Genomic DNA, 13,672 nt, shown 5'->3' with positions numbered 1-13,672 from the left:
TGGAGGTAAAAAATGAGGACCACAATAATCTTTTTTAGTATGATTTTAACTTCTTTACTTTTTGCACAGAAATATGAATTTGAAGACTCACTTAGAGTAACTGATGGCATTGTTCAGGATACTATCGTTTTTGGGACCAATTATAATGGCACAGATGGATATGATTCTGGGTTAGACCTTTATGCTCCACCAAAACCTCCTTCAGGCTTTGATGCCCGATTTACATGGGATGGTGAAGATTACCGTAAGGATATAAGATTAGCAGGCAGTGAATCCGAGAGGGTCTCACATGAATACGTTGTTCAATATCAAGCTTCTGCTGATGGAGAGGCAATTAAGCTTTATTGGAATAAAGATTATTTAAAAAGTTTAGGCGGTTCATTTAAAATAATTAGTGAGCATGACCAGGCTGATACGGTTGATATGACGCTGGTTGATTCTTTAGATACAGCAAGTCATTGGGATTATGAGGATGAACTGAGAATTTTATATGAAAGTCCAATCCCCTCTTCAATAAAAAAGTATCCTAATATTATAGTAGAGAGCTATTTTTTAATGGATATATTTCCTAACCCTTTTAATCCTATAACAAATATTAAACTGGATGTAAAAAAGGCTTGTAAAATTAAGATAGATTTGTTTACCAATGATGGCAAGTATCTAAAAACATTAAAAAATGAATATTATATACCAGGGGTTTATAATTTAAAATTAAATAGAAATAATTTATCAAGTGGAATTTATTTTATAAGATCGAGTGCTAAAAAATATATAATAACGAAAAAAATAGTACTAATTAAATAGGGCTTACTTAAAAAATATAAAATGGATAGGGGGATAAAATTATTAAAGAGCTTTCCGTTCTTTCTGATTTACACCTTCCCCATGCCAATTTAGCGAAAATACGATTAAAGATTGAAGTAGAAGAATCAGAACTCATCCTTTTTGCCGGGGATGTGCTGGATGCCTTTGATGAGAAGCTACTGCAGGAATTTTTGCAAACCTTTGCCGACCTGCCCCAGCCAAAATTGTTGGTATTAGGCAATCACGACCTGTGGCAGGATAAACCGCACACCGACGCGCTGTACGAAGACTATTTGCAATTCCCCTGGCAGGAATACGGTTTTCATCTGCTGGACAAAGAACCGATCATTTTTGGCAACACGGCCTTTTGCGGCAATATGGGCTGGTACGATTATTCTCTGCGCCTGACGCATGATTTTGATTGGCCGGTCATTGCCTGCGATGAGCTGCTCCGATGGGAAACCATGAACAACGATGAAATCCGCAACCTTTTGCAAACGGCCGCCACAAAATCGTTCAAAGATTTAAATGAAAGCGATTTTGCCCGAAAGATTTTACTGGTTCAAAATAACGGCCGCTGGGAATCGTTGCACTGGTACGACCGCCTGTACATCAATTGGGGCAAATCGGATCAGGAGATGACCGCCTATTTTCTGCATCGCCTGGAAGAGCAATTGCAGGAAACCAGAGGTTTGGAACAAGTCGTTGTGTTGCACCATGCGCCGATTTTACCTCGTCTGGCCGCAGAAGGTGTGCTGGACGCCTATCTTTCGGCTTTCAATGGTAGTAAACGATTCTGGGATTTGATTTGCCAATATGACGTTAAAACCGTGATTCATGGCCACCTGCACCGTAAAGCCGTGTTTACCTGGAAAAATGTTAGGGTTTATTCTTGTTACGGCCTGATGGACACCATACGAATTTAAGAAAGGAACGGCTTCGTTTGATAAACTTTTTATGAGTGTTCAAACAAAAATGGCCTTTGTTTGATTGTTATTTTGGGAAATCCATTTTTCAAATCCGGTTTTGTTCTAAGTTCAATTCATCCCTAGAAGAATCCCTTGCAAACACAAAGGGGAAAACTCCACTCTTTCACCATACTCGGCCCCGTTGAGAATGACAAAGTGGAAAGAACAAATCATGCAAATCAACGCCTTTCCATCCACTTAAAGGCACAAAAAGAATTATTCATTATTAATTGTTCATTGTTTCACTCTCACGCCATTAGGCAGTAAAAAGATAAGAGTTTAAATATTGTAGTGGTAATAAAAAAGAACGGCATGTTGTTTTTAAATAACTTAAGCAGTTTTCGTGTTCAAGATGGGTTAGGTTGACACTCATCCTGCCTACGCATGAATTGGAATGACAGGCCGGCGACTAATCAACCATTCAACCACCCCAGCGGCACAAAAATTTTCGCTCCCGCCATCGCGGAACAGATCTTTCAAGGGAGATTTTTTAAAATTAAAGAAATCCTTTCGCGCCAATTTGTAAATTTCGTGACTATTCTGCTTAACTCAAAAATTTAAATTCGCAAGGAAATACAAAAATGGCACGCTTAAAAAACCCGACCAGACAAAAAAATAAATTTGCCATTGCATTTCCTTTCTGGTTATTTTAATAAATTTAATTAAACAACGTCAGGCAGCAATATGGAAAAACAAAACGCATTGGAAATGGCCCGTAAATATTTGAGCAATCAAAATTATCAAAAGGCCAAAGAAACCTATTTACAGGCTTTAAAAGAAACGACCGACGACCAGACCCGCGCCTTCATCTGGGCCGAGCTGAGCTGGACCTTTTACAATTTACAGTCGTTTCAAAGTTGCATTGAAGCGGCGGAAAACTGTCTCGATCTAAACGCCGATTACAACGCCAAAGAAGACCTGTACCGTTTGATCGGTTTTAGTTACATGAGCATGGGGCAGGATCAAAAAGCGATTGAAAATTTAGAACAATCGATTCGTATCGATCGCAGTTCCGTCAAACAGCAGTACGCCCTGTTTAATCTGGCCAAGCTGTATTTTAAACATCAAAAGTACCAGCAAGCGTGGGAACTGCTAAACGAGGCGGAAGGTTTCTTTTTTCAGAACGATAAAGATTACTGGCTTTCGATTTTGTACATGAAGGGATTTGTAAAATATTATCAAAACCAGCTAAATGAGGCGGAAAGGATTTTTGAAGAATTGCTGGAAAACGCCCCGGGGGGCAAACAGCGCGCTTCTGCTCTGTTCGGGCTGGCTTTTATCGCCTTTGATCGCAAAGATTATCTAAAAACCATTAATTTGTGCGAGGCCACGGCTAAACTGGACGAAAACTTTTACGACAAAGAAACCCTCGGCTTTTTGACCGCCGCTTCCTTCCACTATCTGGGAAGGAACGATGTTTTTGAAAAATATTATCAGCAAATGATCAAAACCTATCCAGAAGGCCGCTATCGTAAGGAACTGGACATGATCAAATCAAAAATCAGTAACTGATACGGAGCAATGAACTGGCTTAAGGAAAAACTAACCGAGCTTGCGGCATTTCGCCAATTACTGGAAAAGGTTGAAAAAAATAGAATCGTTCAACTCATAGGCCTTAGCGGCTCATTGCGGGCCTTTATTGCGCAGGGCCTGAGCGAAACATTAGATCGTCCGTTGCTTTATATTGCCAATGATCTGGATTCCGCAGAAAAGCTACGCGACGACCTGGAACTGCTCGGTTTAAAACTGCCTTTTGCTTTTATGCCGCCTCTTAAATTTGATCCGTACGACACGGTGGAGGCCAGCCCCAGTCTGCTTCGTTTGCGCATTGAAACAACGCAAACCTTAATCGAACACGATACCTGGTTGGCCGTTACAACGCCTCAGGCCTTGCTGGAATCTCTGCCTTTACCCGAAGAGTTTGTCGATTTGCAGTTGTATCTTAAACGCGGCATGGAAATCAGTTTTGACAAATTGTTGCCGCATCTGACGGAAATCGGTCTGGAACGCGTGGAAATCGTGGAAAACGTGGGGCAGTTCAGCGTGCGCGGCGGTATCGTGGATGTGTACGTCTGGAATTACGACGATCCGTTGCGCATCGAATTTTTTGGCAATCAGATCGATTCCATGCGCTTTTTTGACGTTATTTCGCAGCGTTCCATTAAACCCGCGCAGGAAGCCACCCTGCTGCCCAATCTGGAAAACCGCAAAAACAGAGCGTTTATCGATCAACTGCTGCCGGAGAACGCCATCCTCTTTTTTGAAGATTGGGCGTTGACCCGCACAAAGGCCGAGCAGTTTTTAAACAAAGCCTCCCGTGCCTATCAGGATCAGCAGGAGTTGGGCATCGAAAATCCGCCGCCGCAATCCACCTTTTTAACTCTGGAACGTTTGGATAAAATGGCCCGTCGCCTGACGGTTTGTAAAAGCGACCTGATTCGCGATCCGCAGGCGCCGGTTGTTGATTTTAATGCGCGTCCGCATCCGGATTTTAACGGCAGCCTTAAGTTATTTGTGAAATTTTTGCAAAAACAATCGGCTGAACGAATGCAGCGTCTGGTGATCATTCAAACTGCCAACCAGGAACAAAAAGAACGCCTGGAAGAAATCATCGAAGAAGAAGACCTGCCGTTCCGCGGCAAAATTGAAATCGGTACCCTGCACAACGGCTTTAGCCTGGACGCCCTGCAAGTGGATATTTTAACCGATCACGAAATTTTTAAACGTTACAAACGCAAAAAAGCCTACCGCCGATTCAAAAGCGGCGAATATCTGCGACAGTTAAGCGGTCTGAATCTCTACGATTACGTAGTGCACGTGGATTACGGCATCGGCCAGTATCTGGGCATGGAAACCATTAGCTACGGCAGCGTCAAAAAAGAGTGCATTAAAATCGGTTATCAGGACGGCGATTATCTTTATGTTACGGTCGATCGTTTGAACCGTGTGCAAAAGTACAGCTCCGAAGGCGGCGGCGCGCCAAAATTAACCAAACTGGGAACCAGCGAGTGGGAGCGCGCCAAACAAAAGACCAAAGAGTCCATTCAAAAAATTGCCGCCGAATTAATCCAGATCTACGCCGCCCGCAAGGCGCACGGCGGCCACAGGTTTTCATCGGACAATTACCTGGTCAAAGAGCTGGAAGCCACTTTCCCTTACGAAGAAACGCCCGATCAATTGCGCGCCATTGAAGAAGTTAAGGCCGATATGGAACGTCCCGAACCCATGGACCGCCTGCTGTGCGGCGACGTGGGCTTTGGCAAAACCGAGGTAGCCCTGCGCGCCGCCTTTAAAGCCATTCTGGACGGCAAGCAGGTCGCTTTGCTGGCGCCCACTACCATTCTGGCCTTTCAGCATTACAAAACCTTTACGGATCGGTTCCGCGAATTTCCGGTGAACGTCGAAATGCTTAATCGTTTTCGCACGCCTGCCCGGCAAAAAAAGATTATTCAGGCTCTGGCCGACGGCAGTATCGACCTGGTGATCGGAACGCACCGCCTGCTTTCGGAAGATGTTAAATTTAAAGACCTGGGCCTGTTGATCATTGACGAAGAACAGCGCTTTGGCGTGCGTCAAAAAGAAAAATTGAAAAAACTGCGCGTTTCGGTGGATGTGCTTTCCATGACGGCGACGCCCATTCCGCGCACTCTGCACATCGCCTTAATGGGCGCGCGCGATCTTTCGAACATCGATACTCCGCCCAGCAACCGTTTGCCGGTGCACACCGAAATCATTCACTGGAACGACCGGCAATTGCGGCACATCATCTTAAAAGAATTGCAGCGCGACGGCCAGGTCTATTTTGTGCACAACCGCGTGGAAACCATTGAGGGCGTTAAGGAAGCCCTGAGCCAGATTGTACCGGAGGCGCGCATTGCGGTAGGGCACGGCCAGTTGCCGGAAAAACAGCTGGAGCAGGTTATGCTCGATTTTATGGCCAAAAAATACGACGTATTGCTGGCCACCATGATCATCGAAAACGGTCTGGACATTCCCAATGTGAACACCATTATCATCAATCGCGCCGATAAATTAGGCCTGGCGCAGTTGTATCAGCTACGCGGGCGGGTGGGGCGCTCCAACGAACAGGCCTACGCCTACTTGCTGGTGCCGCCAATGGAAAAACTGAGTTCGCTGGCCCGCAAACGTTTAAGGGCCATCATGGATTTTACGGAGCTGGGCAGCGGTTATAAGGTGGCCTTGCGCGACCTGGAATTGCGCGGGGCGGGCAATCTGTTAGGAAAGGAACAGAGCGGATTTGTCCAGAGCGTGGGCTTTGAAATGTACTGCCGCATTTTAGACGAGGCCGTCCATGAACTGCGGCAGGGACTGGAAATGAAAGAAGAAGCCGTGGAAAAAAAGATCGCTCCGCAACGGCCCACCGATCCCAAACTGGACGTGGATTTCGATTTGTTGATTCCGGCCGATTACATTCCCTACGAGTTAGAGAGGATTACCATCTATCATCGTCTGGTAAACTTTACCGGACACGAGCAGGTGCAAAGCTTGAAAGAAGAGCTAATAGACCGCTTTGGCCAATTCCCGCCGGAAGTGGAGCTGTTTTTAATGGCCATTGAATTAAAGATTCTGGCCGGAAAATTATTTGCGGAACGGATTATTATTAACGATCGTAAGATAAAACTGTTTTTCAGCGCAGCGGCCGAAAAAGAAGACCTGTTCTTTTCGGAGTACATGCCGCGCATGATGAACCAGACAATGACGTCGGTGCGGTTTTTAAATCAAAAGAATCTGGGCGTAGAATTTGAGATTAAAGGCAAAGAAAAACAGGAACGCATGCAATTCGCAATTAATTTATTGCATTACATCATTGATCGGCATTAAATTACATTATTAATTGAAAGAAAATTAGTGCTTTAAATGAAATTGGCATGACGCCGCTTTAAAAGCGGACTCAGGAACGATGTGAAACAGAGTGTAAGAGAATTCGGCTGTGCGTTGCCCTTCCGGCAACAAAAAGTAAAAAAAGGAAATCGACTAACGAATTCTCTTACTACTTGCGGCGCCTTTTGAATTAAAAATTTAATGGGTTTATTTACCAGCTTAGGAGGCATGAATGAAGAAGATTTTAGCGGTTGTAGGTTTAATGGTCGGCCTGTATATTCTGTCAGGTTGCGGTTTGTCAGACGACACGGTTGCCAAAGTTGGCAAAGAAACCATTACGGTGGACGATTACAAATTTGTTTTGCAACGACGATTTCCGGGTAAGGCAATTGCTAAAATTGATTCCGCCCAGCGTTGGAGCATTTTAAATTATATGATCGAAAAATATCTTCAGGCCAATGCCGCCAAAGACCTGGGGCTGGATACCACGCGTCTGTATTTGAGCGAATTAGCCAACTTTCAGGCGCGCTTAATCGGAAATAAATATTTCGAAAAAGTAATCGTCGATGTATTGGTTCCCGAAGATGAAATTCGTGAAGCCTTTGAAAAACAGCGCGACGAAGTAAAAGCCCGGCATATCTTAATCCAGTACAAGGGCGCGCGCAACAGCAAGGCCAAACGCTCTAAAGAAGAAGCCCTGAAGCTGGCAGAAAAAGTTGCCCGCGAAGCCAAAAGCGGCAAAACCAGCTTTAACTATCTGGCCGAAAAATATTCGGACGATCCCTCCGCCAAAGGAAACAAGGGCGACCTGGGCTATTTTACCTGGGGGCAAATGGTCGATGAATTCCAGAAAGCTGCCTTTTCCATGAAACCCGGCGAAATTTCTGATCCCGTAGAAACGCCTTACGGTTACCACATCATCAAAGTGGAAGACCGACGTAAAAATCCCTTTTTTGATGAAAATAATTACCAGTGGCAAAAGAAAGACATCAAACGAAATCGCTATTTTGCGCATCAGGACACGGCTTTAAAGATGTGGGATGCGCACAAAAAAGCCTTAAAAGAAAAGTATCACGCTGAGCTGGTTAAAGCCAATATCGATTCGGTGGCCCGTTTGGCCAAAAAGAAACAGCAAAACGGCTACTACAAACCCAAAAACTACAGCAAAGCAGAAAAACAAATTGTTCTGGCCAGCTGGAACAACGGAGAGCTGTTGTTAGACGATCTGTTTTTAATGTATGAAGGAAAACGTTTTGCCGCGTTGCAAAGAAGACTCACCAACCCTCAAAAGCTGGAGCAAACGGTTGATCAAATAATGCTGGCCCGCTTAATCGAAAACGAAGCGCGCAAAATGGGATTGTTTGAGGACTTTGAGGTAAAGACCAATTTAAAAGATTATAAAGTGCAAAAACTTTCTGCGCTGGCTTACAGCAAAGAGGTTAAGCAAAAGGTCGAACCCACCGAAGAAGAAATAAAGGCCTACTACGAAAAACATGCCGATGAATTCGTAAAACCGGCGGAAATTGAAATCTGGGAAATTTCCTTAAAAGACAAAAAGAAAGCCGAAAAGGTGCTGCGCCTGGCCAGGCAGGGCTACAACTTTGAAAAATTAGCCGAGAAGTACACGGAAGATAAATATTACAAAAAGAAAAAAGGTTACCTTGGTTTTAAAACAAAGAACCGTCGCGGAGCTGTTTCGCAGGAGGCGTTTAAATTAGGCGAAAATAAAATCGGCGGACCGGTAAGGTATCGCAATATGTACGTGGTTTTCAAAACCGGAAAGTTGCATCCGGAAACCATCCGCAGCTACGAAGAAGCCTATCCTCAGATTAAAGTACGCGTTCGTAACAAAAAGTTAAAAGAACGACGCGAACAGTGGCTGGCTGAACTAAAGGATCGCTACACCGTTAAAATAAACAAAAAAGTGGTGGATAACTTACAATGAACATAAAAAGAACGCTTTTAATCGTATTTTTAGCGCTCAGTTTTTTGGCGCTGGCATGTCGGCGTGGCGAAGAAATTCCGGAAGACCTGGTTGCCCAGGTTAACGACCGCTATCTGCGTCTGGCGCAGGTGAAGCAGAGCGTGCCGCAGGGATTGCCGGAAGACCTGGCGCTCTCGCTTAAGAAAAATATTATCTCCAAATGGGTTGAAAACGAAACCCTCTACCAGATGGCTATGGACGAAGGTGTATCTCTAAGCGAATATCAGGAATTTCTGGTGCAGGAATATCGCAAATCGCTGATTGTTCAAAATCTGGTTGATCAAAAGATCAACAAATCGTACACCATTTCGCATCAGCAAATTGAAGAGTATTACAAAAATCACCGGGATGAATTCCGCCGCGAGGAAGACGAAGCGCATATTATCCATCTTTTTATGGATCAATACGACCAGGCCATTTTTAAAGAGATCAAAAATGCAAAGGATTTAATGGCCATCATTAAAAAATATTATTTTGACGAAAAATCCAGCATTGAACAGCCCAATGGCGATCTGGGCTATGTGCCTCTTTCGCAACTGCCCGATCCCATCGTAAAAACCATAAAAAGGCTGAAAACCGGTAAGATTTCCAGGCCGGTTAAAATAGGCGACGGCTACCATTTTATTCAATTGATTGACTATCAGAAAAAAGGCACCGTGCGCAGCCTGGACGTGGTAAAAGATGAGATTATTCTGCGTTTGAAAAAACGAGCGCGAGACGAAAAATACCAGGAACTGGTGAGGGACGCCCAGCAAAAGGTGCAAATTCAGACATATTTAAGTAAAATCCAATAAAACAGGTAAAAAAAATTATGAAGCGAATACAGTTATTCATTTTATTGATGCTCGCCATAGTCGGCGTGGTTTTTCCACAGCAATTGGTGGAAAGCATCGAAGCGATTGTGGATAAAGAGATCATTTTACGTTCGGAAGTGGAACAGTTCACGCAAAACTACATTGTGCAAAACCGTCTGAACATTCGGCCGGGATCGGAGGAATACAATCGGTTGCGCAAGCAGATGCTTGAAAGCCTGATCGAACAAAAACTGCTGCTGGCCAAAGCCGAAGCCGACACGGTGAAAGTCGATGACCAGATGCTCGACCAGCGCGTGGAAGAACGCATTAAATACATGATTCAACAGGTTGGCTCGCAGGATAAGCTGGAAGAGATTTTTGGCAATTCCCTCAGTCAGATCCGTAAAGATACACGCAAGTTAATCAAAGAGCAAATGCTGGTGGAACAGGTGCGCGCCATGCGTTTCCGCGACGTTAAAATATCGCGTCGTGAAGTGGAAGAATTTTACAAAACCTACAAAGACAGTTTGCCCGTTCGACCGGCCACCGTTGACATCAGCCATATTTTAAAAGTAGTACGGCCCTCGGAAGAGGCGCAGTTGAAGGCCTATCGCAAAGCGGAAATGATCCTTGAAAAATTAAAAAATGGCGAGGACTTTCAGAAGCTGGCCAAACTTTATTCAGAAGACCCTGCCTCAGCGCGCCGTGGCGGCGACCTGGGCTTTACGCAGCGGGGCGATCTTGTTCCCGAATATGAAGCGGTGGCCTTTAATTTAAAAGACGGCGAAATCTCCGGAATTGTGCAGACCCAGTTTGGTTTTCACATCATCCAGCTCATCGAACGGCGCGGCGAACGCATCCATACGCGGCATATTTTAATACAGGTAAAACCAACCGCCGAAGATGAAAAACGCGTGGTGCAGGAATTAAAAGAAATTCGCCAGAAAATATTAGACGGCGCCGATTTTTCGGAAATGGCGCTTAAGTACTCGGACGACGAAAATGTTACCAAAGACAAAGGCCACCTTGGCACGTTTGAACTGGACAAATTGCAAATCCCGCAATTTCGACAGGTGCTGGCAACCATGAAACCGGGCGACATTAGCGAGCCTTTTAAAACCGATTACGGCTATCATATTGTAAAACTCAATGCTATGCAAGAGGCCCACCGCTTCACTCTGGAAAACGACTGGGAGCAAATCGAGCAAATGGCCTTAAATTTTAAAATGCAAAAAGAGTATCAGAAGTGGCTGGAAAAACTGAAAAAAGAGATTTTTATTAAAATAAATGAATCCTGAACATGATTCGAGTTTTTATTTTTGAACCTTCGTCAGAGCGCGAGGCGCTGCTGAACAAACAATTAAAAGGTTCAAATGTGCGCTATCAGTTGTTCAAAGAATTTGATGAACTGCAAGCCGCACTGGAAGAAAATGCGCATCGCCTGGTTTTGTTAGATGTCGATTTTCTTAAAGAGGATTTGCTGGAAATTTTACCGAATCTTTCCATTCAGTTCCCGCAGTCCACTTTAATCGGTTTTAGCGCAAAACCCAAACACCAGCTATGGCCCATAATATTGCAGCACAAAATCTTTGTCATTCCCCTGGGCGAAAAACTCATTTTTGACCTGCCCGCTTTGATAAGCCAGTATGCCCAACAGGCGATTGAAACGCCGGAAGAAACGGCCCCGGACAAAGAAATCCGTTTTATCGGGCAATCAAAATCCATACAGGACATCCTCCATAAGATCGAATACATTGCCGTAAGCGATATCCACGTTTTGATAACCGGAGAAACCGGTAGCGGAAAAACCGTGCTGGCCAAGTTGATTCATCAGAAATCAGCAAGAAAACGATATCCCTTTTTCCACATTAATTGCGCCGCCATTCCCGATCAATTACTGGAGGCGGAGTTATTCGGCTTTAAAAAAGGCGCGTTTACCGGCGCTGTGCGCGATACGCCCGGCAAGTTCAAAGCCGCTGGCAAGGGCACCATTTTGCTCGACGAAATCGGTGAAATGCCCGTCCATTTACAGGCCAAAATTTTAAGAGTGCTGGACGAAGGTTTGTATTTTCCGGTGGGAGCGGTTAAAACAGAAAAAGTTTCGGCGCGTATTATTGCCGCAACCAATAAAAATATTGAAGAAGAGATTGCCAACAAAAAGTTCAGGAAAGATTTGTATTATCGCTTAAACACCATCGAAATACACATTCCGCCCCTGCGCCAACGTAAAGAAGATATTTCGCAACTTTTTGATTTTTATCTTGATAATTACGTAAAAAAATACAATATTAAAAAACCAGCGGTTCAGCCGAATGTTTATGAGGTCCTGAAACAATATCACTGGCCGGGAAATATAAGGGAGCTGCAAAACGTTGTGGAAACCATAATGTATATGAAACCTCAGCAAATTACCCTGTCCATGTTGCCTCAAAAAATTTTTAATAAGATGTCGGCAACGCTGATCAAGGCAGGAAGCGAACACTGGACACTGGAAGAGCTAAAGCGAGAATACGCGCGTTACATTTACAATTTAACGGGCAAAAATAAAGCAAAAAGCGCCAGAGTGCTTGGCGTGGATATCAAAACATTCAGAAAGCTGATCAATCAGGTTTAATCATTTTTATGGGGTTTGTTATGGGAAATATGCTTAAAACATTGTGGAAAGTTCCTGTAGTCAAACATGCTATTAAAAACAAAATCTTACAACAAAGTCATACGGTTTTTAATAAAATGGTCAAAGACTACTTAGAGGGCGCACCGAACATCGATAAAGCAAAAAATTTTGTCGCTCTTTTAAGAGAGCTGGTCTATCCCTTTAAAAACGACATCCATGTTTTGTGGAATTCAAACGGAAACGCCAATGCCTGGCGCGATCTTACAGAATCATTAAACTACGTGATCAAAAATAGCGTACGATTAAAAATGATGATCGATCGCCAACTGGTTTTAAAATTAAAACCGATCAATAAATTCATCGTCCCGCCGGAAGGTCTGGCAATCGACGAAGCCTTCGCCTTTAAGCTGGGGCAGAACGATTACTTTCTTTTTACGCATCACTCCAACGACGACTTTATCCGCCAGATTTTTAAGAATTTTTATTATCAATTCTACGTAATGGCCATCGCCTTAAACGCCGGCCTGGAAAAGAAACGGTTAACCGATCAAATTCAACGACTCAAAAACCAATTGCTGGAATCAACTGAAAAAATCTCGGAAGTGGAAAAAAACCTGAAAAAACGCATGCACGAAATCGATCAGATTTTTCAGGTTAGCAATGAGCTATTTACCATCCATGATCGGGAGGGACTGATCAATACGGCCCTTTTAACGCTGGTCGGGCAATTAGGTTGTGATCGCGCCTTTATTCTATTAAAAAACAAAGATGGCGAAACCTTTAGCGATTTTTATTCAAAAGGATTTGGCAGTGAACAAAACGTTTATAAGTTAGAAAACTCGGATGCCCTGGCTCGCTATTTTGAAAGCGGCGGAGAAATTCTTTATACCGATGAAATGAAATTTAAAGGCGAAGCGGCAGATTTAATTCCCTTTTTTAAAGAAACAGGCGCGCGCATGGTGGCTCCGGTGATGGCCAACAAGAAATTGATAGGGATTATGGCCTGCGGCGAAAAATTGTTCGGCGGCGACTACGATTTAATTGATAAGCGGATTTTTAAGGTGTTGAGTAACACCATCAATCTGGCCTTTACCAATTTACAGGTTTATGAACAGGTGGCCAGCGAAAGCTTTGTCGATAAAAATACCGGCCTCGCCAATAAAAAATATTTTGAGCAGCGCGTGCAGGAAGAAAAAAGTTTGATGCTGCGTCAGAACAGCACGCTGGGCCTGTTGGTCATGCGGTTTAAAAATGCAGACGAAATTTTCAACCATCTGGAAGAACATCAAATCAATCGTCTGGATCGGATTGTAATTCAGCGCATCAGTCCGGTGGTGCGAACCGAGGATTTTTTAGCTTTGATTGAAAGCGGAAAATACGCCCTTTTAATGCCTGGCATTACGGACGAAACCATTCACATTGCCATGAATCGTTTTAAGGAAAAAATGGCTTCGCTCACTTTACCGGATGAATTTCATCTTAAAGAGATCGAATTTGAGTTTGAATTTGCCATATTCCCTGATCAGGAAGAAGCATTTGAAGAAAAGGTAATCCAATTGTTGGGGAAAAAAGAAGAAAAAACAGAAAATGGGGAAGACTTTTTTACAGATCTTGATTTTAACGTGTAAAATCACGGAAATAAATTGCCTTTTTTCTGAAATCATTG

The 13,672-nt window shown here is 43.7% G+C and carries 9 protein-coding genes; all 9 read left to right on the top strand.

Features of this window, described 5'->3' with window-relative positions; genetic code table 11:
- The first annotated feature begins 12 nt into the window (after positions 1-12).
- The 9 genes from Cabys_RS16475 (at position 13) to Cabys_RS16435 (ending at position 13,634) form a co-directional block, all read left to right on the top strand.
- On the top strand, positions 13-804 hold the full coding sequence (locus Cabys_RS16475; protein WP_006927287.1) for a T9SS type A sorting domain-containing protein: 792 nt from the start codon (positions 13-15) through the stop codon (positions 802-804).
- A gap of 38 nt (positions 805-842) precedes the next feature.
- Positions 843-1,730 carry a metallophosphoesterase gene (locus tag Cabys_RS16470; protein WP_006927286.1) on the top strand — a complete coding sequence of 296 codons (888 nt, stop codon included), beginning with the start codon at positions 843-845 and terminating at the stop codon, positions 1,728-1,730.
- 726 nt (positions 1,731-2,456) lie between these two features.
- A complete protein-coding gene (locus Cabys_RS16465) occupies positions 2,457-3,284 on the top strand; it encodes a tetratricopeptide repeat protein (RefSeq protein WP_006927285.1) in 828 nt (275 codons plus the stop codon).
- Between the two features lie 9 nt (positions 3,285-3,293).
- A complete protein-coding gene (gene mfd / locus Cabys_RS16460) occupies positions 3,294-6,614 on the top strand; it encodes a transcription-repair coupling factor (protein ID WP_006927284.1) in 3,321 nt (1,106 codons plus the stop codon).
- Between the two features lie 232 nt (positions 6,615-6,846).
- A complete protein-coding gene (locus Cabys_RS16455) occupies positions 6,847-8,559 on the top strand; it encodes a peptidylprolyl isomerase (protein WP_006927283.1) in 1,713 nt (570 codons plus the stop codon).
- The gene (locus Cabys_RS16450) at positions 8,556-9,392 is read left to right on the top strand and encodes a peptidyl-prolyl cis-trans isomerase (protein ID WP_006927282.1); all 837 of its coding nucleotides are present in this window, start codon (positions 8,556-8,558) and stop codon (positions 9,390-9,392) included. Before Cabys_RS16455 ends, Cabys_RS16450 begins: the two co-directional genes overlap by 4 nt.
- A 17-nt stretch (positions 9,393-9,409) precedes the next feature.
- Positions 9,410-10,690, top strand: coding sequence for a peptidylprolyl isomerase (locus Cabys_RS16445; protein WP_006927281.1), 1,281 nt, complete (start codon positions 9,410-9,412; stop codon positions 10,688-10,690).
- Between the two features lie 2 nt (positions 10,691-10,692).
- Positions 10,693-12,006, top strand: a complete 1,314-nt coding sequence (locus tag Cabys_RS16440) for a sigma-54 interaction domain-containing protein (protein ID WP_006927280.1) — start codon at positions 10,693-10,695, stop codon at positions 12,004-12,006.
- A 20-nt stretch (positions 12,007-12,026) separates the two neighbouring features.
- Complete coding sequence (locus tag Cabys_RS16435; protein WP_044280996.1) at positions 12,027-13,634, top strand: GAF domain-containing protein; 1,608 nt, start codon at positions 12,027-12,029, stop codon at positions 13,632-13,634.
- The last annotated feature ends 38 nt before the right edge of the window (positions 13,635-13,672 follow it).

The organism is Caldithrix abyssi DSM 13497 (genome assembly GCF_001886815.1).
Classification (GTDB): domain Bacteria; phylum Calditrichota; class Calditrichia; order Calditrichales; family Calditrichaceae; genus Caldithrix; species Caldithrix abyssi.
This window is presented reverse-complemented; position numbering and strand designations above follow the sequence as displayed.

Excerpts from the sequence above, each read along its gene's own strand:
- Cabys_RS16475 (WP_006927287.1), top strand. The coding sequence starts at position 13 with ATGAGGACCACAATAATCTTTTTTAGTATGATTTTAACTTCTTTACTT.
- Cabys_RS16465 (WP_006927285.1), top strand. The coding sequence starts at position 2,457 with ATGGAAAAACAAAACGCATTGGAAATGGCCCGTAAATATTTGAGCAAT.
- mfd (WP_006927284.1), top strand. The coding sequence starts at position 3,294 with ATGAACTGGCTTAAGGAAAAACTAACCGAGCTTGCGGCATTTCGCCAA.
- Cabys_RS16455 (WP_006927283.1), top strand. The coding sequence starts at position 6,847 with ATGAAGAAGATTTTAGCGGTTGTAGGTTTAATGGTCGGCCTGTATATT.
- Cabys_RS16450 (WP_006927282.1), top strand. The coding sequence starts at position 8,556 with ATGAACATAAAAAGAACGCTTTTAATCGTATTTTTAGCGCTCAGTTTT.
- Cabys_RS16445 (WP_006927281.1), top strand. The coding sequence starts at position 9,410 with ATGAAGCGAATACAGTTATTCATTTTATTGATGCTCGCCATAGTCGGC.
- Cabys_RS16440 (WP_006927280.1), top strand. The coding sequence starts at position 10,693 with ATGATTCGAGTTTTTATTTTTGAACCTTCGTCAGAGCGCGAGGCGCTG.
- Cabys_RS16435 (WP_044280996.1), top strand. The coding sequence starts at position 12,027 with ATGGGAAATATGCTTAAAACATTGTGGAAAGTTCCTGTAGTCAAACAT.